The sequence below is a fragment of the Oceanobacillus neutriphilus genome, from assembly GCF_014645515.1.
GTDB classification, from domain to species: Bacteria; Bacillota; Bacilli; order Bacillales; family Amphibacillaceae; genus Oceanobacillus; species Oceanobacillus neutriphilus.
This window is the reverse complement of record NZ_BMLW01000014.1, coordinates 123,753-148,774: the sequence shown is the minus strand read 5'-3', so window position 1 is coordinate 148,774 and position 25,022 is coordinate 123,753. Positions and strand designations below refer to the sequence as shown.

Sequence of the window (25,022 nt, the reverse complement as noted above, 5' to 3'; positions counted from 1 at the left end):
TCCATTGAACCATCATACAGACATACTATTAGGAGGTATAAATGATGAGTGAATATTTACGTAAAGGATTTTTACTGGGCCTGGGTGCTGCAGTAAGCGGAAAAGAGAAGTTTGAACAAAAAGTAAAAGAATTAGTGGAAAAAAATGAATTGACACAGGAGCAGGCAAAAACTGTTTTAGATAATTTTATAGAAAAAGGCAGCAGCAAAAAAGGCGAGTGGGATGAAAAAAGCAAAGAGAAGAAGAAAACGATGGCAAGAGAGGCCGGGCTTGCAACAACGGATGACATCGAAGAGCTGCGTGCGAGAATTAATGTGCTGGAAGAAAAACTGGGTGTTTCCTTGGCAGAAGAAGCTAAAGAGGAAGCAGTAGAAGAAGAGCAGAATTAATGTTTAAGAGCAGGACGCTTTCAGATAGGGTGAAAGTGTGTTGCTCTCTTTTTTTGCAGAAAGCATTTTATTTATGAAGCAAGGGAGGATAAAAATGATTACAGTCTATGGACCGGTCGTTGATAACCAGACAAGATGTAAGCATTATCACGGTCAAAAGGATATTATTGCGATTAAATTTAAATGTTGTCATAAGTACTATCCATGCTATCAATGCCATGAGGAATGTGAAAATCATAAAATAGCCACCTGGGAAAAAGACGAATTTGATAAGCTGGCAATTTTATGCGGTGTTTGCAAAACAGAACTTACGATTGATCAATATCTAAATACGAATCAGTGTCTGAATTGTAAATTTCCATTCAATGAAGGCTGTCAAAAGCATTATCATTTATATTTTGATTATGAAGTAAACCGCAAAAGGTAACAGTACATAAATGAAATGATTCAAACCTGCTCATGAACCAGCCAATTTCATAGAAACATCTTGTAATTTATTATTATTTCTATTAGTATCTTATATAAGTATCAGGTACTAAAAAAGAGAAAAGGAAGAGAAAAAGCATGTATTATTTTGCAGCATATGCCTTAAAGGTAATATTAAGTTTATTTGGACGTGTAAAAGTATTTCAAAAGGAAAAGGTGCCGGAATCCGGCGGATATATTATCGCATGTACTCACTCAGGCTGGGTAGATATTTTATGGTTAGGTGTCAGTATGCTGCCTACAAAAATTCACTATATGGCAAAGAAAGAATTATTTCAATCCGGTCCTTTGAAATGGCTGATGAAAAAACTGAACGCATTTCCTGTAGATAGGGAAAACCCGGGTCCAAGCACGATCAAAGTGCCCCGCAAGCTTTTAAAAGACGGAAAAGTTATCGGTATTTTTCCAAGCGGCACGAGGACAACGAATCAAGTCCCGTTAAAAAGAGGGGCAGTTACCATTGCTGCATACAGTAACGTACCAATTATTCCGGCAGCTTACACAGGACCGAATAATTTTAAAGAACTCATTAAGTTTAAAAAACCAAAAATTATTTTTGGCGATCCAATCTATTTATCTAAAGATGTTTCACGCAGGGAAGCAATGGATGAGATGATGGAAGTAATGAATGAGAAGCTCTATACATTACAGTCAAAAATAGAAGGAAAATAAAACAAAATGTTATTTTAAAAGTATAGTTCCCATTAAGGAAAAGAAAAGGGGTATTAATACACGTTATTTACCATAAATGTTTATATTGTTAGGACTAATTTAATGGTTATTTATTTTGTGCAAAAACTTAGTTCCTATAATAAAGGTGTAATTTTTCTTTATTATGAAATTACTTGTAATATTCTCCTATTGAAGATAAAAATAGACAATGCTATAATATTTTTATATTTTACTGCATCAGTATAGGGGGAGTTTTCAAGTATGAAAAACTTTTTTCATCTATATCGGCAAACTTCAACACAATTGGGAAGAGAACTTCAAGACACAGAGGTTACATTTTTGAAATGGATGTATGAGCGCTATACGGTGGAGGAAATAACAAGACAGAAGTTAAGTGAAAAGCGTATATTACGATAAAGAGCAGAAAGACGGATATGATCGTCTAAAGCTCTTTTTTATTTTGCGGACATGAGAGCTTTTTCTGAATGATTTCTGTGCTATAATTCATTAGGGAAGTCAGTGATGTAAAAGGAGGGGTTAAATGGCTGTAAGTAATGAAATAATAATTAATAAAATGATACGCGAATTAGAAGAGGCCAAACGAAAAACCCATCAGCAGGATCAAGTAAAAAAACATATGGAGAATATCCATTTATTAAGTGAGCTGTTCCTTTCAGCAAGCCAAGATCAAAATAAAACAAATCAAATACAGGTTAACATGGAAGATACGGAAGAGCATATTTCAGAGGCAGAAATGAAAGCGATGCTAGGTAAACAGTCCAGTATCAAGGTAGTCAATCCGAAGCAGAAAAAACTAAATGATGAAGACGCAAATGGAGATTCTATTTTTGATTTCTAAGGATTATGACTAGAGAAATTTTAATTCTTTTGAAAAATGCACTTCTATAAATGGGAAGGATTGGAGTTGGAAAAGATGAAACTATTTTTAATAATTGGAGCTGTCCTTGGATTTTTAGCGGTTGCCCTGGGAGCATTTGGCGCTCACGGGCTGGAAGGAAGATTATCTGAAAAAGCATTAACCAATTGGGGCAAAGCAGTAGATTACCAAATGTTCCATACAATAGCTATTGTTGCAGTGGCAATTCTCTTAGGGAAATTTGAGGGGAGTAATCTTTTTGCATCAAGCGGCTGGCTATTTTTAGCTGGTATTGTCTTATTTTCAGGGAGCTTATATCTCTATTCTTTAACAGGTGTCAAAACACTTGCGATGATTACGCCAATTGGAGGTTTATCCTTTTTAGTAGGATGGGTGTTATTAGGTATTGGTGCTGTGAAATGGTTGTAGTTATAAGACGGATATATAATGTGTAAGAAAGTTCTATCTTATTAATAGATGAGAATAGAGCTTTCTTTATTTTTCCTAAGTTGAATAAAAATAAGTATGGATATGAATTATACTGCTGGTAAACAGGTGGAGGAATCTTTGGGATTACTATAATAATCAGTATAAGATAAGGAAGTTAATATATTCCTGAAAACTCTAAAATAAATGAGCATCTGAAAATAGTTAATAAAAATAAAGAGAAGTGATAAATAAAAACAGCAGCACTGCCCGAATAACCTGTTTGACCGCATCAGAGCTTCTGCGCGTATGGAGCAAAATCAAAGCATCAGCAAGCATGCTGAGCACAAAAAGATAACAGGCAAAGAATAAAAAGAGCATCCAACCTGTTATCCAGGCTAGTATACCAATAAATAGGCCGCCCATGATAGCAATCGCTTCAATTCGTATGAATTTTTCCAGAGGATGTTTCATCGTAATCTCCTCACAATACAGTTATCGGTTTAAGTAAATAAAGCGTAGACGTTATTTGTGTCTACGCTTTATTTACAGTTTCAAATACTTTACCTGGGGTTATAGCTGGATAACTGATCCTAACTACTTGGATTGCCATATGGATAAGAATAATTGATTTGTTCGTCAAATAACACATAATCTAAATACACCATTAATAATAAGAAACGCCGTTCAGAGTCTTCCTCACGAATCAAAATATGATCCCTTCCAGCTTCTTCGAGATAACCGCGGAAGGACGTTGGCTGCTGACCTTCAAATGTCAGATAAAAAGTACCCAATTTTCCTCGGTTCAAGCGTAAAATATTCTCAATAAAGGATTGCTGATTTGTTAACTGACCACCTCCATTTCCGCTTGATGGCTGTGGCTGTGCATATTGTCTGTATGAATAGGCAGGATAAAAGTTCCCGGTCGCCTGAGGATAATAATAGTATGGATTAGGATAGTAAGCCTGATTATTACTCACTGGCTGATTTGGATTCGTTTGATCACTCATGATTTCACTCTCCCTCATTCTAAAAAATTGAGCTGTACATTAAATGAAATTCTCTACCGATACACAGCAGGACATTCACTTTCAGCTGGAGCATAAAAGCAGTGCGATAGGAATCGGCCAGTATTCCATTGGCCATACCATTGAGCAGGGCATGCTCCTTCAGGCATAAAGAACCAAAGTGAGTTGGAAGCAGGGTGCTGCATTTCGCCTTGGATAACTCTTCTTGCAAGACGTTTATCTGATTCTCTGGCCCGTTGATAAAAATAGCCTTGCTGCGTTGCCTCAAACCCGCCGGGGCTTTGGAAAACCATATCGGTTATCGTCCGAATATCCGTAAAGTCTAAACAATCGGCAAGTACACGATTGATGCCTGTATTGCCGACCATCAGCATGCCGAGATCGCCATCTCCCTCTGCTTCTGCACGCATTAAGCGGGCGAGTAAATCAACCTCCGCTTCATTATGAGCAACAACTGCCATAAACCAACCTCATTTCTGAAAAAACTTCGGTGCAAGCTCATTAATGATATGTATGTAAGAAAGTGTTTTTTCATGATTATTTTCTGCATAAAAAAAGAGACCTTTTCAGTCTCTTTTTAATAAACATTAGGATAATGCAAGATAACCGGCTAGTTCATCTGCTGCTAAATAGTTACCCATGATGAAATCACCGAACTCTGCATATTTTGTTGTAACTTCATCGAAGCGCATTTCATAAACAATTTTCTTAAATTGTAATGGGTCATGAGCAAATAACGTTACGCCCCATTCCCATTCGTCAAGTCCAATAGATCCAGTAATGATTTCTTTGACTTTACCGGCATATTTACGTCCTGTCATACCATGCTCGTAAAGTAATTTTGTGCGCTCTTCTTTATCAATTGTAAACCAGTTTGCTTCAGGCTCACGGCGTCTGGCCATTGGATAGAAGCAGGCGTGCTCCCATTTTGGCATGATTGGTCTTAAGCGTTCCTTTACATATGGAGAAAGCTCCCGGTCGTCACCAGCCTTCATTGGATCATGCATCGTCATTTCAATAATGGATACATAAGAATAGGCAGGGATTAAGAAATCACCTAATACAGATTTATTGATTGCTGTTTTAATTTCTTCCAGCTCATCCATTGTTTCGCGTAAGAAAATAAACATAAGGTCTGCTTTATTTCCGACAACTTTGAATATACTATGACTGCCTTCTTTATTTTCTTCTACTGTTTCCCATTGTTTGATAAGTTCTTCAAACTCTTTTATTGCTTTATTTCGTTCGTCCTCAGAGATTGATTTCCAAGATGTCCAATCAAAATGACGAGTATCATGTAATGCGGACCAGCCGTCTACAGTTACTACTGCTTCTGCCATTGTATATACACTCCCTCATTATAAGTTAAATACTGATTCAATATTAACTATAGCATAACCAGAGGGTGGGAATCATATAAAAAAGGGACAAAATCATGTTATTTTATGTATTGTCAAGGCTTTGTCAAAATTAAGGAGTGTTGAAGGCAGATTTGCTGAAAATTTTATACTTTCCTGATGGATAAAATAAGGGAGATATTGGCAGTTAGGGATAAAGAGGAGTTGTAATCCTTTTCATTGATTTTTCAGGGTTCAAGGCTTTATTTGTGCGGTTAAATGGTATATCATTAAAGAGAATTTGAAGGTAAAATGAATCGGTTTTTCCAAGTAAAAAGTCCGTAACTATCATTTTAACGTGTTAATTACCATAGGAGGTTTCAACATGGGTTTATTTGAACAATTAACAGAGAAAGTAAAAGGAAAAGGTAAACGTATCGTATTCCCTGAAGGATTAGATGAACGTGTATTAACAGCAGCAGGCCGTCTGGCTGAAGATGGTGTACTTACACCTGTTGTCATTGGGAATAAGCAGGAGGTAGAAAAAAAGGCATCAGATCTTGATGTACAAGTATCTGGGCTTGAGATTATTGACCCTGCAAGCTATGAAGGTTTCCAGGAAATGGTTGATGCCTTTGTTGAAAGAAGAAAAGGAAAAGCAACGGAAGATGATGCGAAGAAAATTCTTTTAGACGAAAACTATTTCGGTACAATGCTTATTTATTTGAATAAAGCAGACGGTCTTGTAAGTGGTGCTGCACATTCCACTGCAGACACAGTGCGTCCGGCATTACAAATTATTAAAACAAAAGAAGGCGTGAAGAAAACTTCCGGCGTATTCATTATGGTAAGAGATGAAGAAAAATATGTATTTGCTGATTGCGCAATTAATATTGCTCCTGACAGCAATGACTTGGCAGAAATTGCTGTAGAAAGTGCTAAAACAGGGGCCTTATTTGATGTGGACCCGCGTGTTGCTATGCTTAGCTTTTCCACTGCCGGTTCTGCGAAATCACCAGAAACAGAAAAGGTTACAGATGCGTTAATAATTGCAAAAGAAAAAGATCCTTCTCTTGTTATTGACGGTGAATTCCAATTTGATGCTGCATTTGTTCCGAGTGTTGCTGAGAAAAAAGCGCCTGACTCCGTGATTAAAGGGGACGCAAATGTGTTTGTATTCCCAAGTCTGGAGGCCGGTAATATCGGCTATAAAATCGCCCAGCGTTTAGGTGGTTTTGAAGCAGTCGGTCCAATTCTTCAAGGGCTTAATAAACCGGTAAATGATCTATCCAGAGGCTGCAGTACAGAAGATGTGTACAACCTTGCACTTATCACAGCAGCGCAGGCAACAGCTGAATAATTTATAAATAAGAAACAGCCTGATCGGATTGAATTCGATCAGGCTGTTTTTGTATACCTCGTTAAACTTGCTTATATATTCTCATTCCGTTTTATCATTTGCTGATAACGTTTATCAAAATTTTCCTGTTCCTTATCCTGTATCGGGATTGTAACTATTTTGTCGGAGAGTTCTTTTAATGTGGCCGTGACACGCCGCTTGACCTCTTCAACAGTCAATGAAGTCCCCAATAAATCAGAGAGAGAAGCCATAACATCAGGATTTACCTCAGGATAAGTAAAGGCTGTATCTTCACCGCGTTTCGCCATATGATAAAACTCCCGAATTAAAGAAGCACGTTTTTTGCTGTTACCTTCAACGTCTAAATAAATCTGTACGGAAATGCCGCTTTTCACCCGGCGCTGTGAAATACCTGCAAACTTTTTTCCATTAATACTTAAATCATAATCTCCCGGGCAGTAGGAACCGACAATTTCATATGCCTCAATAGCTTCAGTTATATCTGCAAACATTGCCTGGACAAAACGGACCATTGCTTCATAACAATCATATATAGATAAGTTATCTATTCCGGGAATAATGAGGGAAATATTGAGCACACCTTTATCCAGAGCAACAGCAAGTCCTCCTGAATTACGAACAACCCCCTGATAATGCTTTTCTTTTAGAAACGCCATTCCATCTTTGATATAAGGGAGGCGTGAATCCGGGATACCTAAAACAATCGTATCCGGGTGTACCCATAAACGAAGCACAGGAGGAGAAGCTTCCTCACTGACTGAAATTGCCAGTGCGTCATCAACAGCAAATGATGCCAGAGCTGTGTTTGGTTTGCCTGCAACCATATCCTCTGTGGTGTGGTCTATGTATCGAAATGTTTTATGCCGAATAATTTCTTTCCAATTTTTCATAAGTTTATCCTAAACCTTTCGTCAGCTGATTAACTATATTATAATATAATAAAAGCATATGTGGAAAAGAAGTAAAAAGCACTTCATCAAAGATAATAAAGGACTTGTTCAAAATGTCCTGTTTATTGGATTTTTTGAACACCCTATTAAAACAACTACGCTGGACCTTTTCTGGAAAAGTATGCAAAAAATCTTTCAGAAAGTACGGATGGGGACAAATATATGGCATATAAAGATGAACAATTAATAGAAGAGAAGGTATTTAAAGATCCGGTCCATCGGTATATTCATGTCCGGGACCGGGCTGTCTGGGATTTGATTGCCACACCGGAATTTCAGAGGCTGCGCCGGATAAAACAGCTGGGAACCACCAACCTGACCTTTCATGGTGCAGAACATAGCCGTTTTAACCATTCTCTGGGAGTCTATGAAATTGTAAGAAGGATTACTAATAATTTTGCAGACCGTGAAAGATGGGATAGAGAACAGCGGCTGCTATGCCTTTGTGCGGCATTATTGCACGATTTAGGCCACGGACCATTCTCGCATTCATTTGAGAAAGTATTCAAACTGGATCATGAGCAGTTTACACAAAAAATTATCCTGGGAGATACGAAGGTTAATCACATATTGAAGAAAGTGTCTGCTGATTTTCCTGAGAAGGTAGCCGATGTAATTGCCAAAACGTATTCGGACAAGCTTGTTGTGAGTCTGATATCCAGTCAGATTGATGCCGATCGAATGGATTATCTGCAGCGCGATGCTTATTTTACCGGAGTGAGCTACGGCCATTTTGATATGGAGCGTATTTTGCGTGTTATGCGGCCGATGGATGATCAGGTAGTGATTAAATCAACAGGGATGCATGCGGTGGAAGATTATATTATGAGCCGTTATCAAATGTACTGGCAGGTTTATTTCCATCCTGTAACGAGAAGTGCGGAGGTTATCCTGTCAAAAATATTTCAGCGGGCAAGAGTGCTTTATGAAGATGATACCTATCAATTTCAGCTGGAGCCAACACACTTTATTTCATTTTTTGAAGAGAGAGTAAAGCTGTCAGACTACTTAAAGCTGGATGACATGATTGTATATTATTATTTTCAGCAATGGCAGGAAGAAAAAGATGATATTTTAGCTGATTTATGCTACCGGTTTATTAACCGTCATTTATTTAAGTATGTGGAATACAATCCAGACCCTCAGATTAATGCAGGAATGGAGCTTTATCAGCTGTTTAAAAAAGCGGGTATTAATCCAGACTATTATTTAGTGGTGGATTCATCTTCTGATTTACCGTATGATTTTTATCGTCCGGGTGAAGAAGAAGAACGCCTGCCTATACACCTTTTGATGCCGGATGGCGGTTTGAAGGAATTATCCCGTCATTCTGATATTGTCGAGGCGATTTCAGGTAAAAAAAGGACAGACCATAAGCTGTATTTTCCTAAAGACAGGATTCAAGCGATAGAAGATACTGAGTTGAAGAAAAGAATTCTAGATATATTGTACGGGAAGGAATGACCATTTGTGTTAGACAATCATGCGAAACTGCTCTATTTTTTCTCTAAAGCCAAGCAAGTAACTGGAAGAAAGAAATTACAAAAAATGATTTATATTTTGCAGCAATGCCGGGTCCCCTTTGAAGAAAAATACCAATTCCATTTTTATGGGCCTTATTCAGAGGAACTGACATTGCGGGTGGAGGAGCTTTGTAATTTAAACTTTTTAAATGAAGAAAAGGAAGAAAAAAGTAATTACCATCAATATCACTATTCAATAACGGAGGATGGAGCTACTTTTTTAAATCAATTTGAAGTGAATATTCCTGAAATAGAAGACAGAATCAATGTACTGCAGGATTGCAGTGCCCGCTTTTTAGAGCTTGTCTCTACGGTGCTGTATTTTTCTTATTTACCGCGGGAGGAAATAATTGATAAAGTACATACGGTAAAGCCAAAGCTGAAATATACAGATGAAGAAATGAATGAAGCCTTCCAGTTTATTGATGAATTACAGGATAAGTCTTCTCACTAAAAAAGCCTGTTAGAACGTGGTAGAATAGGAAAAAGGTCAGAATGAAGCAGGAGGGAATGACATTGACAGACGGAAAAAAGAAAAAAAATACATTTACAATTATAAAAGACGATTCTACAGATGGCCATGGCGGTTATGGAGCTGGGACAGTCAGCCTTGAAAATATGTCATCGATTATTGTAGATCCGAATGAAGGTAAAGCTTATGTTGATATGGATGCGATGCATGCGAGAAGTTCTGTAGAGCGCCGTGTGAAATGGATTAGAGACCGTGAAGAAGTGCAAGGCGGAAAGCTTTATTGGATTGTCTGGGTCACAGTGGAAAAAGGAGAAAATGGTCCGTATTATTCTGGAGTTGCCGGCAGTGAAATCCGTGTTAATCGGGAAATCAAACGGGCCTATAAATCCATGGCAGAGCATGTGAAGCATATGGAGAAATCATTGAAAGGCCAAATTATCGTTGAGCATATGGACGGGCCTTCCAAAAAATTATTAGGAGACTTCCTGAAAGAATTTAAGCCTGAAATGTGGGAAAACGCTTCTTCAGAGCTGAAAGATCAATTAGGAATGGAAAGCTGATCTTTGACAAAAATGTGAATGAATTATGAACATATTTAGAAATTCTTGTACTTTTCTTAAATACTTTGTAAACTATGAGTACATGGGCTAACTCATGTTTACTAGGACAAAAAAGCAGTCCGTATCGACAAATTCGATACGGACTGCTTTTTTGTCCTGAAATTTTAATATTATTTATTCCGTAAAGCCTCTTCAATATATTGAACTCCGACATCGGTAACAGCTTCATACTGATTGCCTTGTCCTATTTCAACAACAGGTACATGGCGAACACCGTATTTTGCTTCCAGGATATCCCGTCTATCATCGTGGTTTGTCAAATCAATATCTTTAAAGGTGATCCCTTTGTCAGCTAAGTATTGTTTCACCTCTCCGCAATAACTGCATCCCTGCTTTGACCAGACAACGATGTTTAATGTTTCCTTTGCCATATTTCATCATCCTTTCCATTTTATTGTGATTTATGTTGTTTTAACAATTGTTGCGCATTTTCATAAAAAATCTTATTGGCAATACGATCATCTAATACTTCGCGTCTATAATGCTCCATGGCGTAATGATAGGGGACATTGGGATAACAGCTCGCAAATAAAATTTGATTCTCTAATCCGAATTTTGCAGCTTCTATATATTGCTGCCCGCCTGGAAAAGCGGTATAAAAATCCGGACAGAGATAAATGTTTTTAAAGTGGGTTGCAATTGCAATTGATTCTTGTACAAATGGCCAGGCAGCATGTGAAATAATCAGCTTTAAGTCGGGATACTTCTGTGCCACCCGAATGAGCTGTTTCGGATGAATATAATCATAATCCGGTTTTTCACTGATTAGTGATATCAATAAGCTTAAGGTCATACAAAATGGCAGGCCGTATTCAAGACAGGCTTCAAAAATAGGGTCAAGGCCTGGATCACCGATTGGGGTCAAAGGCTTAATCTTAGAGGGAATAGCTGCTACTCCATGAAAATCTCCTGTCCGTCCAAAGCGATGAATGGTCTCCACAGCCTCTGTCACTGTCATGTCTTCAATGCCGATGAAGCCAAAGAACCGCTCTCCCTGGGGACCCGCTAAAAATGCTTGTAATGCTTCATTGGAGCTCCCTATATCATTATTCCTTCCAAGAATAACGGAATGGCTGATTCCTTGCTTATCCATTTCCTGGAGAACATCTGTAAGGCTGGAGGAGGTTGTCGGTGTAACATTTTTCAGTTGTGGAAAGACGTCTTTGATGCCGGTTTTTCCACTTTCAAATAATGCCTCCCAACCAGGAATTGGTGCTTTCATTTTAAAATCTATAATCATTTATCTGCCCCCTCTTATTTTTATCGTGCAGTTAAGCCGCCGTCGATAACGCATTCCGCTCCAGTTGTATAGCTCGATTCATCCGAGGCGAGATGAAGAACAAGATTAGATACCTCTTCTTTTGTCAGTACACGCTTTAAAGGACGATCTGTTGCCACATTGCTGCCGCCAGCCTGTTCTGAAAACATACCCGTATTTACTAAGCTGGGGTGAATGGAATTAACTCTGATTTGATACTGTCCTAATTCCAGTGCTGCCACTTTAGTCATCCCGGTTACAGCAAATTTTGAAGCGCCATAGGCAATACCGGCAATTCTTCCACGCAAACCGCCAATAGAAGAGATGTTAATGATTGACCCGCTTTCTGCTTTCTTCATTGAAGGAATAACTGCCTTCATTCCTAGGAAAACAGCTGTTTGATTAACTTCAATTACTTGCCGGTAAGCATCTTCAGGAAAGTTTTCCAAGTATTCACTGTAGTTTAATCCGGCATTGTTTACTAAAACATTCACGGCTCCAAAAGCTGTTTCTGCTTCTTTTATAATTTCATCCCAACGATCGGCATCCGTTACATCCTGCTGTAAAAATAACGTATTCCTGCCGAGCTCAGCTTGTAAGGCCTGCCCCTCCCTGGCAAGAACATCGGTAAAGACAACCTTTGCTCCTTCTGAAGCTAACTTTTTTACATGAGAGGCGCCCATCCCGGATGCCCCTCCAGTTATAATTGCTACTTTTCCATCTAATCGCCCCATGTTTTATTCCTCCGTTTCTTCCTGGCTGACAGTTACATCTTCATCAAACCATTCTATTGCCAAGTCATGAAGCACACCGTCTTCTTTTAAGTTTTCCAGCGCTTCATTTAAATCGAGGATCAATTCTTTATTTTCGTCTGTGTCAGCGAAGGGGAGGGAGACAAGCTTCTCTCCGAAGCCATCACCAACGACCTTTAATGGAATATCTCTATTTTTAATTTGGGCAAGCAGCAGCTCTCTGCCGGTTACAAAGGCGTCTAATTTGCCGGATGCAACATCCTGTCTGATTACATCTGCTGTTTCATAGCTGGTAATCTCAATTTCATTATTTGGATCATGCTCCTTCAGTACATTCTCATAATTTGACCCAGTTACATTTCCGACCTTTTTTCCCTTCAAATCGTCTAAGGACTCGATCGTATCGTTATCCAATGCAACACCAAAGCCAGCCCGGGAATAGTAGTATGGATCGGTAAAGATATATTTTTCTTCCCGCTCCGGTGTTTGCGCAAAGCCAGCAACGGTATCAATTTTCCCGGTTTCTAAAGAAGCAAGTACACCGGTCCAATCTGTGATAACCCATTCAACTTCATAACCAGCTTCATGAAATAAAGCTTCTAAAACGTCTGCGCTAAAGCCCTTGACTTCATCATCTTCGACATAATACTGCGGATAGCCATCTGGTGTTGCACCGATTTTTATAATATTATCCTTTTCAGATGCTGCTTCACCGCCACTGCTCTGTCCACAGGCACTTGTGAAAATAATGAAAACAACTATGATAAATCCGACTATTTTTTTCATTTTTACGTAGCCTCCAAAAGTTAAACTTCTCTGACATATGCTTTGCTGATTTTCTTTTCATACCAGGATTGCAGCCAACTATATAAGGCAGTTAATCCCCAATAAATCAATGCAACCGCCATATATGCTTCAAAGAAATGAAGCGTGGCTGTAGCCAATAATTTTCCTTGTGCAAGTAATTCAGTAACCCCGATTGTAAACGCTAAGGAGGTGTTCTTCAGCAAGCCAAGAAAGGTGTTTCCGGTGGCTGGAATCGCATTCCGTGCAGCCTGTGGCAGAATAATAGACCGTAATGCCTGCGGATAGGTCATCCCTGTTGTCAGTGCTGCTTCAGCCTGCCCTTTGTCCACCGATTCCAATCCTGCCCGGAAAATTTCTGCAAGGTATGCGGAAACATTTAAACTAAATGCAAGAATTGCAGCGGTCATTGCCGTAATGGAATTGAATGAAGGCAGCAGCTGAGGCAGCCCGAAATAAATCATTAACAGCTGTACCAGCGGCGGGGTCCCCCGGAAAAAAGAAATATAAATCAGCGCCAATTGATGCAAAACCGGGATTCGGTTGACCAGGATTAAAGAAAGAAAAATAGCAATAATGACAGCGATAATCATGGAAGCAATCGCTATATACAGCGTAACTGCCACATAGGTTAAAAGCTCAGGAATAATTTCAAACATATATTTAAAATCAAAGTTCATATTTGGACACCGCCATCTTTTCTATTTTAAGTGTTAGACAATAGCAAACTTTTCATTTTTATTGTCTGTCTTCCCTGTGATTTGTCTTTGATAATCCCGCAAGAATTTTTTCGTTCGGTCATTTGCAGGATAATCAAAAACTTCTTCTGGTGTACCCTGTTCAACAATGAGGCCATCATCCATGAAAATGACTCTGTCGGCAACCTCCCGTGCGAAATTCATTTCATGTGTGACAATAATCATAGTCTTATCCTTATCGGCGATACCTGATATGACACGGAGCACTTCTCCTACCCATTCAGGATCAAGAGAAGATGTAGGTTCATCGAATAAAATAGCATTTGGATTAACCGCCAGCGCACGGGCAATTCCTACACGCTGCTGCTGCCCGCCCGACAGAGAAATGGGATAGTGGTCTGCTTTATTGGATAATCCTACCTGCTCCAATAAACGGCGTCCGATTTCTTCTGCTTTTTTCTTATCTAATTTTTTAGTTACCCTTAAAGGATGGGCGACATTTTTTAAAGCAGTAAGATTTTTAAAAAGGTTATAGTGTTGAAAAACCATCGATGTTTGTAAACGTAATTGATGAATCTCTTTCTTAGCAGCTTTGGTGGTATCGACGGATACTCCGCCAATTTCAATATGTCCTTCATTGGGTTTTTCTAAAAAATTAAGACAGCGCAGTAAGGTTGATTTCCCTGATCCGGAGGGACCGATAATTGCTACAACCTCGCCTTCATCCACATGAAAGCTGATATCTTTTAAAACTGGATTATTTTTATAGCTTTTCTTTAAGTTAGAAACCTTTATCATGAGTTATCCATCCTTTCTTTTATTAAGTGAACTATTCCTAGTTATTTAATCGGTTTTGAGATTATCGGTTAGTATATCACGCACATTAGTGTCTAACAATAACTCTTCTTATAGGAATATAAGGAAGTTCTTATAGAGGTTCTCTATAAGAGGATATTCAAAAGTCGTCAAATGTATTGAATGGGGGAATAATTGCTGCTCAATAATCGACTGTGTCTGGGGGAACGTGAGAAGAGCTCCTTTCATTTACTAAAAACATGTCTTCTCAATCCTCAAAATTCGGAACTCTTCTTTTTTGAACATTTGCTTCAGGTTCTAAAAGATTATCTGTTTTTTTCCTTCTTCCTGAGCAATTTCCAGCAAAGTATTATAATAAGCAGGTTTTTCATTTGTATAGGAAACCATGTTTGTTTTTAAAGATAGATTGGATAGGACATCTAAATGAATATGGACTAATTTTTGAGATTGAAGTTCATTTCGTACACTAATTTCCGGTAAAAAACCAATCCCGTTCCCGCTCATAATCAATCCCTTCGCCAGCTCCATATTATCTACTTCATATTGGATAGTTGGCTGTAAGCTGAGATTCTGAAAGAGGTTGCGTACCATGGACCAGTCCAGGGAGCCGCATTCAAAAAAGATGATAGTCTCTTTTGCCAAATCATTTATATCAATTAGACTGGCATCTGCGAAAGGATGATCCGGTTCGACAAATAGATTAATAGGACTTTCAAGCACTCTTTCAGAGGTGAGGAGAGGGTGTGCTCCATTTTTGACAAGACCAAGGTCAATTTCCTGGTTTAATACTTTATGTTGAATTGCCTCGCTTGAGCCTGTGATTACTTTTACCTGAACATGCGGATATCTCCTGGAGAATGCTGGAATGATCCTGGTAAGCAGATAATTGGAAACGAGCTGTGTGCATCCAATGCTTATTTGCTCAGATAGTTCATATGTTTTCAACTGTTTTTTCCCAGTTTTATAGAATTCAATAATCTGTTCTGCATAAGGAAGGAATTCTTTTGCTTTTTCTGTAATGATGAGTTGTCTGCCTGCGCGTTCAAAGAGCTGCGTATCTAATTCCCGTTCTAAAGACTGGATTCTTGCGGTGACAGATGGCTGGGATAGGAAAAGTGCACGGGAAGCTTTATTGATACTCCCAAAGTGATTTACCAGTACAAAGGCTTCGATGTTTTCGATATTCATAAATGAAAACCCTCCTAATTCATAGTAATTTTATCAATATTATATACATTGGATTGGGAAATGTCACTATCATTCAGATATTCAATGAATTGAGAGTAAATACTGCTTTTTCAGTGGTGAACATGATGAGCCTTCCATCATAATATGGTATTCAAAAATGGAGGGAACTCAAAAGAGGCGATGAACAGCGGATTGCCTAACGACTCTTTATAGATTTTATCTATAAGAAAATTAATAATTATTTATAAGTGCGCCTATTGTAGGGAGTTTGTTAGGATGCTATACTGTATTAAATTTATAATTCATTGTAAATCACTTGGAATACTAAAAATAATTTTTTGTGTTGAAAACGAAAATCAACCAAGCAATTTTAGCTGACAGGTAATAGAAATACGGAACATGGGAGGAGAAAGGAATGGGATATAAGCTGGGAATACTTGATCAAAGCCCTATCTTTTCAGAAGAGACCACAGAAGAGGCATTAGAAGCAACAGTCCAATTAGCACAAAAAGCAGAGGGGTGGGGATATAACCGTTTTTGGGTGTCAGAGCATCATCAATCACTTGATTTGGCGGGAAGTTCGCCAGAGGTGCTTATTTCATATTTATTAGCTAAAACATCATCTATTAAAATCGGTTCAGGAGGTGTTATGCTGCAGCATTATAGTCCTTATAAGGTAGCAGAGAATTTTAAAGTGCTGTCTGCGTTGGCACCGGACCGGGTGGAACTTGGTGTAGGGAAAGCCCCCGGCGGTTTTTCATTATCAACGAATGCACTGCAATACGGCGGAGCAGGCTCGGAAATTGTGTTTGATAAAAGATTCAAGACGCTGCAGGAATTTACTTCTGATCAATTGCCGGAAAATCATCCTTTATATGGCGCAAAAGCTTTACCGGAAACGAAGAAGAACCCGCCGATTTATCTTTTGGGGGCCAGCAAAAATAGTGCCAGACTTGCGGCAGAGCAGAGAGCTAATTTTGTATTTGCGCGATTTTTAAATGGTAATGATGAAGTTCTGCAAGAGGCAGTAAGCGAATACCGAAGTATCTATCCACATGGTGTATTTTCACTTGCCATTGCTTCTTTTGCGGCAGAAACACAAGCAGAAGCAGAAAAAGAAACAAGTAGTTATAAAATTTATAAGCTGCAATTAGAAAGCGGCCGTTCTATTTCTGTTCAGTCTCCTGAGCAAATAGAATTGTTCCGGAGCCAGACAGAAGAATCCTTTGAAGTCAAGGAACAGGAAGTGGAGCTGCTTGCGGGAAGTACGGATACTATCAAGGAAGAGCTGGACCGTTTGGGGGATATCTTCCAAATTAATGAGTTTATTCTGCATACACCGATTCAAAACAGAAAGAAACGTTTCAAGTCATTTGAGCTGTTAGGGCAGTTAACCGCTCCAGTGCTGGAACGGACTTGATTAGCGAATATACAATGACGAAGGATTAAACCTTTGTCAAATACGAATGGTTCTTAAATGGATCGAAGGGGGAAGTAAATGAAAAAACTACTTTTATTTATATCTGCTGCTTTCTTACTTCTTACCGCGGCTTGCGGTCAGGGAGAGGCTAAGGGAGAAGGAGACAGCGATTCATCGGAAGAGAAGGTGATTAAGGTCGGGGCAGTACCAGATGGATTCCCGCATACCTTTCAGGAAGATGGAGAGTTAGTCGGGTTCAATGTAGATATATTTAATGCCATTTTTGATGATATAGGCTATGAAGTGGAGTGGGTTTTAACAGAATGGGATGGTGTTCTGGCAAATCTGCAGTCTGGAAAGGTAGATACAGCAATTAATTTTGCAGCAACTCCTGAGCGGGGAGAAGCGTATGATTTTACCGATCCGTACTATCGTTCAAAAGCAGTGGTTGCTACCTCCAGTGAAGACCCGCAGATAGAATCATTAGATGATCTTGCCGGGAAAGAATTAGTTAGTATTTTAGGAACCAATTTTGAAAATGTCTTAAAAGAAAACTACCCGGAAGAAGATTATGAATTAGTTATTTATGAATCTGCAGATGTAGCTTATACCGATATTAATACAGGAAAAGTAGACGGATTTATTTATGGCAGAGAACCGCTGATGGCACAGATTAGTCAGCGGAATATTCCGCTTAAGATTGTTGATAAACCGTTTGGGAATCAGCCAGTTGCACTGCCATTCCAAAAGACAGAAGAAAATCAGGAATTAATCGCAGAAATTAATCAGTCCATTGAAAAATTGAAGGAAGACGGAACATTTTCTGAAATATCTTTAAAATGGTTTGATGTCGACTTTTTAGCAGAAGAACAATAGAGAGGAAGAAAATAAATGAAACTTGGAGTAATGATACAAGGACCGGGTGGACATATGAACTCCTGGAAGTCAGAGGAAGTACCTGATGATGCGAGTGTTAATTTGAACCATTATATATCTGTCACCCAAAAAGCAGAAGCAGCCGGACTGGATTTTGTATTTATTGCAGATGGGCTGCACATTAATGAAAAATCCATTCCGCATTTTCTTAACCGGTTTGAACCGCTGACATTATTATCGGCTTTAGCAGCAGTCACAGAAAAAATTGGATTGGCGGGAACTGTTTCAACAACGTATAGTGAACCATTTAATATTGCACGTCAATTTGCCTCTTTAGACAAATTATCAGGAGGCAGAGCCGGGTGGAATGTCGTTACCTCTCCGCTGGAAGGGACAGCGTCCAATTTTAATAAAGGAAATCATCCAGAGCATAAGCTGCGTTATCAAATGGCAGATGAATATTTAGACGTTGTCAAAGGATTGTGGGATTCCTGGGAAGACGACGCCTTTGTCAGAAATAGGGAAACAGGCCAGTTTTTTGATGCGGAGAAGATGCACCGTTTAAATCATTCAGGAAAATTCTTTAAAGCAGAAGGTCCATTAAATATTGACCGTTCCAGGCAGGGACAGCCGGTTATTTTTCAAGCTGGATCGTCTAAAACGGGAATGGAATTTGCGGCAAAACACGGGGAAGCAATTTTTACGAATAAATCCACTTTGGAAAGCTCTCAGGAATACTATCGTGCATTGAAAAAGCTGGCCGCAGAAAATGGAAGAAAACCGGAGGATATTGCCATTTTACCTGCGCTTTCCCCAATTATTGGTGCGACAGAGGAAGAAGCAGAAGAAAAATATAATGAAATTAAAAATTTGATCAGTATCGGGGAAGCACTCAACTATTTAGGGCGTTTCTTTGACCATTTTGATTTCAGTCAGTTTCCATTAGATGAACCGTTTCCTGATATTGGTGATGTCGGAAAAAACAGCTTCCAATCAACAACGGATGATATTAAAAAGCGGGCCAAAGAAGAGAATTTAACGTTAAGAGAGGTTGCTTTAAGTGTTGCTACACCAAGAAATGAATTTTTCGGCACCTATGAGCAGGTTGCTGACAAAATGATTGAATGGATAGAGAAGGAAGCTGCAGATGGATTTGTGATCAGTATGTATGTATTAGGAAAACAATATGATGATTTTCTGAAGTATGTGCTTCCACTGCTGGAGCGAAAAGGTTCCTTTCAGAGTGATGGTAAAAGCGATACTTTACGGGGAAACCTCGGATTATCGGTTCCTGAAAATCGTTTTAAAAAAGAGCGTATTAAAAACTAGGAAAATCCGCCGGATAGAGCTTAGTTTTAAAAGTGCGTGTTCAAGGAGAACAAAAAAATTCACAGGATTATTTTATTGAGCTGTTTGAACATCCTCGTTAAAGAAGGAAAGGAGAATGAATGTGAGTGCAATTGTAATTATATCAGGAAGCCCTTCACCGCTGTCCAGATCAGAACGCATTCTTTATTATTTGGGTAACCAGGCGGAGCAGAAAGGTTTTTCTGTGAAATATATATCCGTTAGAGATGTGGAAGCGGAAGATTTATTGTTTGCCAACTTTCAAAGTTCGAAAATAAAAGAAATAGCGGCTGATTTGGAAAAAGCAGAGGGAATTATTGTCGGTTCTCCTGTATATAAAGCTTCCTATGCAGGGGTGCTGAAAGCATTATTTGATCTGATGCCTCAGGATGTTTTGAGGGGAACTGTTTCACTGCCGGTAATGACTGGAGGGAGCCTCTCTCACTTATTAGCATTGGATTATGCTCTGAAACCATTACTTGCTACACTGAAAAGCCAAAGCTTAAAAGGTTTGTATTTTCAAGATAGTGAAATTGATAAAACGAGAGAAAACCCAATTTTAGATGATGCCATGCTGAATAGAACGCAAAAGCAATTAGATTATTTTTTAGAGCAATTAAAAAGTAAGGAGCTGGTTTGACATAAAAAATCGCAGCATCCCTGCATATGATCTTCAGGGTGCCGCGGTTACATCAGTTTTAAATGTATTAAAAATGAACATTTGATAATTGGCCCTCATTTAGAGGGTTTTTTCTATTCTAAAATGAGGAGAACCTAAACGACATTAGAATAACGATTCAAACCACTTCTCCAAAACCCCTCTGTCCGGATTATCTATTTCTTCATCCTGATGCTCTGCTTCATCACGATGGCAGTATCCAAGCGGTTCAGTACCTTTTTCATAAAACATAATTCTGCTTTTTTCACAGCTTACATCTGCCCGTAATCCGCTGGCAGGATCGACTGGAAGCCCGACAACACCAGAGGGCATTGGGAAAACATTTTTTTCATCATCATCAATTTTTTCCATATAGTTTGCCCATATTTCTTTTGAGAAAGCAGTTTCTGCGACATTAGTCATTTCTCTATGATCATCATACCCGACCCAAATGCCGGTAGAAATAACAGGGCTGTATCCAATCATCCAGCTGTCAAAGTCAGTTGTTCCAGATTTGCCGGCATAAATATCAGTCAGCTGATTTTTTACATTTGCTCCGGTGACGCTCGTATAGCCGTTTAACGTTTCGTCAAACATTCCCGTAAGAAGCTGTGTCAGAATAAAAGCTTTTTTCTCATCCAGCACCGGCTTTCCCTCCTCTGGTTTATGTGAGTAAAGGGATTTCCCGCTGGCATCTGTAATTTCCTCGATCAGATAAGGGCTGACTGCCTTTCCTCCGTTTGCAAGACGTGCATAAGCATTTGTCAACTCAATTACAGAAACTGAAGAAGTGCCGAGCGCTAAGGAAGGGACTGAATTTAAATCACTTTTAATCCCAAATTTTTTCGCTGCTTCTATAAAACGGTCCCCGCCTATATAAAGTGCTGTTTTGACAGCGTAGATGTTATCTGATAAAGCAATTGCCTGAGCAAGCGTGATTGGCGCATCTGCATAATACCCGTTAAAATTACTCGGCCGATACGTAGAACCGTCAGAAAGCTGGAAGGTGGTTGCTTCGCTGGTTAAAGTCGTACTCGCTGTATAACCGTTTTCCAATGCAGCATAATATAAAATTGGTTTAAAGGTAGAGCCTGGCATCCTTTTGGCATCAACCGCCCGATTGTAGCTGCTGGTATGATAATCGGTTCCGCCGACCATTGCTGCCACTTCGCCCGTTTGCGGGACAATGGAAATACCCGCAGTTTCCAGGCCGGTCTCTTTATCGATGGTTTGAGCAGCGGCAGCTTCCATTTCCTGTTGATAATCACTGTTTAAAGTTGTATGGATCTGGTAACCGCCAAGCTTTACTTCTTCTACGTCTTTATTTAAAATCTGTGCAGCTTCTTTTAATGCCTGATCTTTAAAAAAGGATGCCGTCTCTTCAGCAGGAGCCTGTTTTTGATAATTTAGTTTTTCATTTATAGCTGCGGTGTAGTCCGCCTCAGAAATAAGTTCATTATCAAGCATTCTTTTAAGAATAAGATGCTGCCTGTCAGTGGCTTTCTCCAAATTATTTAATGGAGAATAATAGGTCGGCCCCTTTGGAACTCCTGCCAGCATACTTGATTCTGCCAGGGACAGCTGATCAGCAGGCTTTCCAAAAAAATAATTGCTCGCAGCTTCAATGCCATGAGCGCCATGCCCATAATAGATCGTGTTCATATAGCCCTCCAAAATTTCTTCCTTGGAATAGAACATTTCTAAACGAATGGCATAGAAGGCTTCCTGCAGCTTGCGGGACCAGGTCTTTTCTGGAGATAAATAGAGATTTCTTGCATATTGCTGTGTGATGGTGCTGGCGCCTTCCTTCAACGAGCCGGAAACAAAATTATTCCACAATGATTTTGCAATACGAAAGAAATCAAGACCGTTATGGTCAAAGAAACGATTATCTTCAATAACCAGCGTTGCCTGAATAGCAGAAGGATCGATATTGTCTAAAGAAACCCATTCATAAGAATCCCCAAAGCTGTCTTCAATAATTTCTCCTTCCTGATCATAAAAAACAGCGGGAGATTGATTACTGAGATTTGGAGGACCCATTAAATAAGCTAATAAGTAGATCGCTAATATCCCGGCTATCATCAGTAAAATGATACCGCCAATCAGCTTGTAGATTAGGCGCAGTTCTTTTAATGATTTCATCCTTCATCGTCTCCAAAATAATATGTCTTCACTAAAATGGTGATACTGGAGTTTGTATATCCTCTCTATTCATTATGGAAAAAGAAACGATTTTATAAACCTCAAAAGTTTTCCATCAGCAAGAGTATTGCTTATCATGGTGTTTTACAGATATAATATACAAATACATTAAATTAAGAAAATGATAGAAGGAGTACCTATGCAACAAAATTCCGAACATGTCAATATTACATTGAAGACACTGATTTTTGATTTGGATTCAGGCGATCAGGAAACACAGGAGCAGACTTTTACTGGAGAATGGACAAAAAAAGGCGACATCGATGTGCTGAGATACAAGGAAGTTATTGAAGAAGCCGGAACTATCCAGAATATGATTATGATTCGTCCGGAGCGTGTTTCTATTAAGCGTACTGGTGCCATCCAAATGAACCAGCAATTTCAGTTAGGTCAGAAAACAGAAAACATTTATCAGCATATGCATGGTAATATTCATATGGAAACTTTTGTAGAAACCATCACATTTACAGAGGATACAATGCCGCGGGTGCTAGATATGAATTATACAATGAAGCTGAATGGCCAAATAGAACGTAAGCATCAGCTTAAACTGCAATTTTCAACAAAATAAGCAAGGATTCTCCCGCCTTCAGGAAGTGCAAAGTGAGTAAGCGGCGGAGGAGTTGCCAAGAGTAAAGCTATCACAGGAGAGGCGGAACGCTAGTGGTCCCCCCTTTCTAGTGTGATAGTAATCCGCCGATATTTATAAACTGTCTGCGGGGATCGAAACAAGGAGGAAATAGGAAATGAACGTATTAGCACAAGCAGAAGAAACATTAAAGGAGCAAATTCATACAGCCGTCATTGCTGCAGAGCTTGCAACAGAGGATACCATTCCTGATATTATTCTGGAAAAACCAAAAGATAAAGCACATGGCGATTTTGCCACCAATATTGCGATGCAGCTGGCCCGGATTGCTAAAAAAGCACCGCGACAAATCGCTGATGATATCGTGGCAAAATTAGATAAGCAGAAAGCATCCGTTGAGAAAGTAGATATTGCGGGACCTGGATTTATTAACTTCTATATGAAGCAGGATTTCTTAGGTGAAGTGATTGAAACGGTGCTTGATGCTGGAGATGCCTATGGAACTTCGAAAGACGGCTATGGCGAGAAGGTACAAGTCGAATTTGTATCTGTTAATCCGACTGGAGATCTCCATTTAGGCCATGCACGAAATGCGGCGTTTGGCGATGTTCTGTGTAATCTTTTTGCAGCTGCCGGCTATGAGGTAGAAAGAGAATATTATATTAATGATGCAGGAAACCAGATTAATAATTTGGGTTTATCGGTAGAAGCCCGTTATTTGCAAGAATTAGGACAGTCTGTTGATATGCCGGAAGACGGCTATCATGGGCAGGCAATCATTGATATTGCGAAAACGCTTGTGAAAAAAGAAGGAGATATCTGGGCGAAAAGATCACATGAAGAGCGTCTGGATTATTTTAAAGAATATGGCCTTAAAGCCTCCTTACGCAACATTGAAAATGATTTAAAGGATTTCCGTGTTGAATTTGACAGCTGGTTCTCCGAGCGATCTCTTTTTACGGATGATCAGATTGATGATGCTTTAAAAGTGTTGGAAGACGGCGGCTATACGTATGAAAAAGATGGGGCATTATGGTTTAAGACGACAGCCTTCGGCGATGATAAAGACCGGGTACTTATCAAGCAGGATGGAGCTTACACCTATTTAACTCCGGATATTGCTTATCATAAAAATAAATTAGACCGCGGCTTTGACCAGATTATTAACGTATGGGGCGCAGATCACCATGGTTATATACCGAGAATGCGTGCTGCTCTCCAGGCTTTAGGTTATCCAGTCGACAAATTCTCCGTGAAAATTATTCAAATGGTAAATCTGTTTGAAGGCGGCGAGAAGGTTAAAATGAGTAAGCGTACAGGTAAAGCTGTATCGTTAAGAGAGCTTATGGATGAAGTGGGAATTGATGCGGTCCGTTATTATTTCGTTGCGCGCTCAAATGACTCGCAATTGGATTTTGACATGGATCTTGCAAAATCACAATCCAACGATAACCCGGTGTACTATGTTCAATATGCGCATGCACGTATCTGCACCATGCTTGAACAGGCAAAAAATAAAGGCTTTGCAACAGAGGAAGCATTTGATGCCTCCTTATTAACAGCAGAAAAGGAACTGGACCTGCTTAAAAAAGTAGGGGAACTGCCACAGGTGATTGCCGATGCAGCAGACAAACAAACACCGCATAAAGTAACCCAATATGTATTTGACCTGGCATCAACGCTGCACAGCTTCTATAATGCAGAAAAAGTATTGGATGCTGATAATCCCGAGCGTACCAGCGCACGTATTGCTTTAATGAAAGCTGTGCGTCAGACCTTGGCAAATGGATTAGGTATTTTGGGAGTAGCTTCTCCGGAGAAAATGTAACTGGAAGATGATAAAAAAATCCCACTGAGAAATGGATGATTTCTCAGTGGGATTTTTGCTTGACAGTTAAGAAAGTATAAACTTTCTTACTGCATAAGTGTAACTAAGGCTGTCACCTAAAAGCTTGATGACAACCAAGTTTTCTAATTTTTTTGTTAGATAATCAATAATCAGTGAAGGAGCAATTAGAAATTATTTTATCTTCATTTTACATTTTTCAAATTATAATGTATATTATAGATAGAAATGCGTATATTATTAAAAAGACCGTCCATGCATGGTACATGGAACGGTCATCAATAAACCGAACCCCATTAAGAGGGGATAGGTAACGAGAGAAAAATAATTCCTCAGTCTCCTGCTAAAGATCATGAGGGGTTATTTTTTTGGTTTTTATCAGCCATAATGAACGCTATCAACAT

At 39.2% G+C, this 25,022-nt stretch carries 29 protein-coding genes; 16 read left to right on the top strand and 13 right to left on the bottom strand.

Features of this window, described 5'->3' with window-relative positions; translation table 11 throughout:
* Window positions 1-41: 41 nt before the first annotated feature.
* The 6 genes from IEX29_RS21260 (at window position 42) to IEX29_RS21235 (ending at window position 2,853) form a co-directional block, all read left to right on the top strand.
* Window positions 42-389, top strand: coding sequence for a phasin family protein (locus tag IEX29_RS21260; protein WP_229720323.1), 348 nt, complete (start codon window positions 42-44; stop codon window positions 387-389).
* 94 nt (window positions 390-483) lie between these two features.
* Window positions 484-816: a CHY zinc finger protein gene (locus IEX29_RS21255; protein WP_188737027.1), complete on the top strand. Its 333-nt coding sequence runs from the start codon at window positions 484-486 to the stop codon at window positions 814-816.
* 137 nt (window positions 817-953) lie between these two features.
* Window positions 954-1,547, top strand: a complete 594-nt coding sequence (locus IEX29_RS21250; RefSeq protein ID WP_188737025.1) for a lysophospholipid acyltransferase family protein — start codon at window positions 954-956, stop codon at window positions 1,545-1,547.
* A 261-nt stretch (window positions 1,548-1,808) separates the two neighbouring features.
* Entirely contained in the window at window positions 1,809-1,964 is a 156-nt protein-coding gene (locus IEX29_RS21245; protein ID WP_186813721.1) for a hypothetical protein, read from the top strand.
* A 124-nt stretch (window positions 1,965-2,088) separates the two neighbouring features.
* Window positions 2,089-2,406: a YwdI family protein gene (locus tag IEX29_RS21240; RefSeq protein ID WP_188737022.1), complete on the top strand. Its 318-nt coding sequence runs from the start codon at window positions 2,089-2,091 to the stop codon at window positions 2,404-2,406.
* Between the two features lie 75 nt (window positions 2,407-2,481).
* On the top strand, window positions 2,482-2,853 hold the full coding sequence (locus tag IEX29_RS21235) for a DUF423 domain-containing protein (protein ID WP_188737020.1): 372 nt from the start codon (window positions 2,482-2,484) through the stop codon (window positions 2,851-2,853).
* Between the two features lie 222 nt (window positions 2,854-3,075).
* Here IEX29_RS21235 and IEX29_RS21230 read toward each other — a convergent pair whose 3' ends face one another.
* From IEX29_RS21230 to hemQ, 4 genes are all read right to left on the bottom strand, one after another.
* Window positions 3,076-3,324, bottom strand: coding sequence for a hypothetical protein (locus tag IEX29_RS21230; RefSeq protein ID WP_188737018.1), 249 nt, complete (start codon window positions 3,322-3,324; stop codon window positions 3,076-3,078).
* 119 nt (window positions 3,325-3,443) lie between these two features.
* Window positions 3,444-3,860 (bottom strand): spore coat protein GerQ, encoded by a 417-nt coding sequence (gene gerQ / locus IEX29_RS21225; RefSeq protein ID WP_188737016.1) that lies wholly within the window; start codon window positions 3,858-3,860, stop codon window positions 3,444-3,446.
* 53 nt (window positions 3,861-3,913) lie between these two features.
* Window positions 3,914-4,339, bottom strand: a complete 426-nt coding sequence (locus IEX29_RS21220) for a cell wall hydrolase (RefSeq protein WP_188737014.1) — start codon at window positions 4,337-4,339, stop codon at window positions 3,914-3,916.
* A gap of 126 nt (window positions 4,340-4,465) precedes the next feature.
* Complete coding sequence (hemQ, locus tag IEX29_RS21215) at window positions 4,466-5,218, bottom strand: hydrogen peroxide-dependent heme synthase (RefSeq protein ID WP_188737012.1); 753 nt, start codon at window positions 5,216-5,218, stop codon at window positions 4,466-4,468.
* A gap of 382 nt (window positions 5,219-5,600) precedes the next feature.
* On the opposite strand from hemQ, the gene pta reads away from it, so the two are divergent.
* Window positions 5,601-6,575, top strand: coding sequence for a phosphate acetyltransferase (gene pta / locus IEX29_RS21210; RefSeq protein ID WP_188737011.1), 975 nt, complete (start codon window positions 5,601-5,603; stop codon window positions 6,573-6,575).
* 71 nt (window positions 6,576-6,646) lie between these two features.
* On the opposite strand, the gene IEX29_RS21205 is transcribed toward pta, so the two are convergent.
* Complete coding sequence (locus IEX29_RS21205; protein ID WP_188737009.1) at window positions 6,647-7,486, bottom strand: lipoate--protein ligase family protein; 840 nt, start codon at window positions 7,484-7,486, stop codon at window positions 6,647-6,649.
* Window positions 7,487-7,708: 222 nt separating this feature from the next.
* On the opposite strand from IEX29_RS21205, the gene IEX29_RS21200 reads away from it, so the two are divergent.
* The 3 genes from IEX29_RS21200 to IEX29_RS21190 all read left to right on the top strand — a co-directional run bounded on the left by IEX29_RS21200 (window position 7,709) and on the right by IEX29_RS21190 (window position 10,101).
* A complete protein-coding gene (locus IEX29_RS21200; protein ID WP_188737007.1) occupies window positions 7,709-9,010 on the top strand; it encodes an HD domain-containing protein in 1,302 nt (433 codons plus the stop codon).
* Window positions 9,011-9,016: 6 nt separating this feature from the next.
* Window positions 9,017-9,523, top strand: a complete 507-nt coding sequence (locus IEX29_RS21195; RefSeq protein WP_188737005.1) for a YwgA family protein — start codon at window positions 9,017-9,019, stop codon at window positions 9,521-9,523.
* A gap of 62 nt (window positions 9,524-9,585) precedes the next feature.
* Window positions 9,586-10,101, top strand: coding sequence for a YwhD family protein (locus tag IEX29_RS21190; RefSeq protein WP_229720322.1), 516 nt, complete (start codon window positions 9,586-9,588; stop codon window positions 10,099-10,101).
* A gap of 170 nt (window positions 10,102-10,271) precedes the next feature.
* Here the strand turns inward: IEX29_RS21190 and IEX29_RS21185 are convergent, their stop codons facing one another.
* The 7 genes from IEX29_RS21185 to IEX29_RS21155 all read right to left on the bottom strand — a co-directional run bounded on the left by IEX29_RS21185 (window position 10,272) and on the right by IEX29_RS21155 (window position 15,677).
* On the bottom strand, window positions 10,272-10,532 hold the full coding sequence (locus IEX29_RS21185) for a glutaredoxin family protein (protein WP_188737003.1): 261 nt from the start codon (window positions 10,530-10,532) through the stop codon (window positions 10,272-10,274).
* 20 nt (window positions 10,533-10,552) lie between these two features.
* Window positions 10,553-11,401 carry an amidohydrolase family protein gene (locus IEX29_RS21180; protein WP_188737001.1) on the bottom strand — a complete coding sequence of 283 codons (849 nt, stop codon included), beginning with the start codon at window positions 11,399-11,401 and terminating at the stop codon, window positions 10,553-10,555.
* 20 nt (window positions 11,402-11,421) lie between these two features.
* On the bottom strand, window positions 11,422-12,153 hold the full coding sequence (locus IEX29_RS21175) for a glucose 1-dehydrogenase (RefSeq protein ID WP_188736999.1): 732 nt from the start codon (window positions 12,151-12,153) through the stop codon (window positions 11,422-11,424).
* Window positions 12,154-12,156: 3 nt separating this feature from the next.
* On the bottom strand, window positions 12,157-12,957 hold the full coding sequence (locus tag IEX29_RS21170; RefSeq protein WP_188736997.1) for a transporter substrate-binding domain-containing protein: 801 nt from the start codon (window positions 12,955-12,957) through the stop codon (window positions 12,157-12,159).
* 20 nt (window positions 12,958-12,977) lie between these two features.
* Window positions 12,978-13,655 carry an amino acid ABC transporter permease gene (locus tag IEX29_RS21165; RefSeq protein ID WP_188736996.1) on the bottom strand — a complete coding sequence of 226 codons (678 nt, stop codon included), beginning with the start codon at window positions 13,653-13,655 and terminating at the stop codon, window positions 12,978-12,980.
* 33 nt (window positions 13,656-13,688) lie between these two features.
* Entirely contained in the window at window positions 13,689-14,471 is a 783-nt protein-coding gene (locus tag IEX29_RS21160; protein ID WP_188736994.1) for an amino acid ABC transporter ATP-binding protein, read from the bottom strand.
* Window positions 14,472-14,786: 315 nt separating this feature from the next.
* Complete coding sequence (locus IEX29_RS21155; protein WP_188736992.1) at window positions 14,787-15,677, bottom strand: LysR family transcriptional regulator; 891 nt, start codon at window positions 15,675-15,677, stop codon at window positions 14,787-14,789.
* Window positions 15,678-16,092: 415 nt separating this feature from the next.
* Between IEX29_RS21155 and IEX29_RS21150 the strand changes: the two genes are divergently transcribed.
* The 4 genes from IEX29_RS21150 (at window position 16,093) to ssuE (ending at window position 19,960) form a co-directional block, all read left to right on the top strand.
* Window positions 16,093-17,097, top strand: coding sequence for an MsnO8 family LLM class oxidoreductase (locus IEX29_RS21150; protein WP_188736990.1), 1,005 nt, complete (start codon window positions 16,093-16,095; stop codon window positions 17,095-17,097).
* Window positions 17,098-17,175: 78 nt separating this feature from the next.
* Window positions 17,176-17,973, top strand: a complete 798-nt coding sequence (locus IEX29_RS21145) for a transporter substrate-binding domain-containing protein (protein WP_188736988.1) — start codon at window positions 17,176-17,178, stop codon at window positions 17,971-17,973.
* A gap of 15 nt (window positions 17,974-17,988) precedes the next feature.
* Window positions 17,989-19,302: an LLM class flavin-dependent oxidoreductase gene (locus IEX29_RS21140; RefSeq protein WP_188736986.1), complete on the top strand. Its 1,314-nt coding sequence runs from the start codon at window positions 17,989-17,991 to the stop codon at window positions 19,300-19,302.
* A 121-nt stretch (window positions 19,303-19,423) separates the two neighbouring features.
* On the top strand, window positions 19,424-19,960 hold the full coding sequence (gene ssuE / locus IEX29_RS21135; RefSeq protein ID WP_188736984.1) for an NADPH-dependent FMN reductase: 537 nt from the start codon (window positions 19,424-19,426) through the stop codon (window positions 19,958-19,960).
* A 144-nt stretch (window positions 19,961-20,104) separates the two neighbouring features.
* Here the strand turns inward: ssuE and IEX29_RS21130 are convergent, their stop codons facing one another.
* Window positions 20,105-22,123: a transglycosylase domain-containing protein gene (locus IEX29_RS21130; RefSeq protein WP_188736982.1), complete on the bottom strand. Its 2,019-nt coding sequence runs from the start codon at window positions 22,121-22,123 to the stop codon at window positions 20,105-20,107.
* 199 nt (window positions 22,124-22,322) lie between these two features.
* On the opposite strand from IEX29_RS21130, the gene IEX29_RS21125 reads away from it, so the two are divergent.
* Both IEX29_RS21125 and argS read left to right on the top strand, forming a co-directional pair.
* Complete coding sequence (locus IEX29_RS21125; RefSeq protein ID WP_188736979.1) at window positions 22,323-22,754, top strand: YwiB family protein; 432 nt, start codon at window positions 22,323-22,325, stop codon at window positions 22,752-22,754.
* 175 nt (window positions 22,755-22,929) lie between these two features.
* The gene (gene argS / locus IEX29_RS21120) at window positions 22,930-24,600 is read left to right on the top strand and encodes an arginine--tRNA ligase (protein ID WP_188736977.1); all 1,671 of its coding nucleotides are present in this window, start codon (window positions 22,930-22,932) and stop codon (window positions 24,598-24,600) included.
* Window positions 24,601-25,022: the final 422 nt, after the last annotated feature.

Coding starts and splice junctions, on each gene's coding strand:
- IEX29_RS21260 (WP_229720323.1), top strand. CDS start 42: ATGATGAGTGAATATTTACGTAAAGGATTTTTACTGGGCCTGGGTGCT.
- IEX29_RS21255 (WP_188737027.1), top strand. CDS start 484: ATGATTACAGTCTATGGACCGGTCGTTGATAACCAGACAAGATGTAAG.
- IEX29_RS21250 (WP_188737025.1), top strand. CDS start 954: ATGTATTATTTTGCAGCATATGCCTTAAAGGTAATATTAAGTTTATTT.
- IEX29_RS21245 (WP_186813721.1), top strand. CDS start 1,809: ATGAAAAACTTTTTTCATCTATATCGGCAAACTTCAACACAATTGGGA.
- IEX29_RS21240 (WP_188737022.1), top strand. CDS start 2,089: ATGGCTGTAAGTAATGAAATAATAATTAATAAAATGATACGCGAATTA.
- IEX29_RS21235 (WP_188737020.1), top strand. CDS start 2,482: ATGAAACTATTTTTAATAATTGGAGCTGTCCTTGGATTTTTAGCGGTT.
- IEX29_RS21230 (WP_188737018.1), bottom strand. CDS start 3,324: ATGAAACATCCTCTGGAAAAATTCATACGAATTGAAGCGATTGCTATC.
- gerQ (WP_188737016.1), bottom strand. CDS start 3,860: ATGAGTGATCAAACGAATCCAAATCAGCCAGTGAGTAATAATCAGGCT.
- IEX29_RS21220 (WP_188737014.1), bottom strand. CDS start 4,339: ATGGCAGTTGTTGCTCATAATGAAGCGGAGGTTGATTTACTCGCCCGC.
- hemQ (WP_188737012.1), bottom strand. CDS start 5,218: ATGGCAGAAGCAGTAGTAACTGTAGACGGCTGGTCCGCATTACATGAT.
- pta (WP_188737011.1), top strand. CDS start 5,601: ATGGGTTTATTTGAACAATTAACAGAGAAAGTAAAAGGAAAAGGTAAA.
- IEX29_RS21205 (WP_188737009.1), bottom strand. CDS start 7,486: ATGAAAAATTGGAAAGAAATTATTCGGCATAAAACATTTCGATACATA.
- IEX29_RS21200 (WP_188737007.1), top strand. CDS start 7,709: ATGGCATATAAAGATGAACAATTAATAGAAGAGAAGGTATTTAAAGAT.
- IEX29_RS21185 (WP_188737003.1), bottom strand. CDS start 10,532: ATGGCAAAGGAAACATTAAACATCGTTGTCTGGTCAAAGCAGGGATGC.
- IEX29_RS21180 (WP_188737001.1), bottom strand. CDS start 11,401: ATGATTATAGATTTTAAAATGAAAGCACCAATTCCTGGTTGGGAGGCA.
- IEX29_RS21175 (WP_188736999.1), bottom strand. CDS start 12,153: ATGGGGCGATTAGATGGAAAAGTAGCAATTATAACTGGAGGGGCATCC.
- IEX29_RS21170 (WP_188736997.1), bottom strand. CDS start 12,957: ATGAAAAAAATAGTCGGATTTATCATAGTTGTTTTCATTATTTTCACA.
- IEX29_RS21165 (WP_188736996.1), bottom strand. CDS start 13,655: ATGAACTTTGATTTTAAATATATGTTTGAAATTATTCCTGAGCTTTTA.
- IEX29_RS21160 (WP_188736994.1), bottom strand. CDS start 14,471: ATGATAAAGGTTTCTAACTTAAAGAAAAGCTATAAAAATAATCCAGTT.
- IEX29_RS21155 (WP_188736992.1), bottom strand. CDS start 15,677: ATGAATATCGAAAACATCGAAGCCTTTGTACTGGTAAATCACTTTGGG.
- IEX29_RS21150 (WP_188736990.1), top strand. CDS start 16,093: ATGGGATATAAGCTGGGAATACTTGATCAAAGCCCTATCTTTTCAGAA.
- IEX29_RS21145 (WP_188736988.1), top strand. CDS start 17,176: ATGAAAAAACTACTTTTATTTATATCTGCTGCTTTCTTACTTCTTACC.
- IEX29_RS21140 (WP_188736986.1), top strand. CDS start 17,989: ATGAAACTTGGAGTAATGATACAAGGACCGGGTGGACATATGAACTCC.
- IEX29_RS21130 (WP_188736982.1), bottom strand. CDS start 22,123: ATGAAATCATTAAAAGAACTGCGCCTAATCTACAAGCTGATTGGCGGT.
- IEX29_RS21125 (WP_188736979.1), top strand. CDS start 22,323: ATGCAACAAAATTCCGAACATGTCAATATTACATTGAAGACACTGATT.
- argS (WP_188736977.1), top strand. CDS start 22,930: ATGAACGTATTAGCACAAGCAGAAGAAACATTAAAGGAGCAAATTCAT.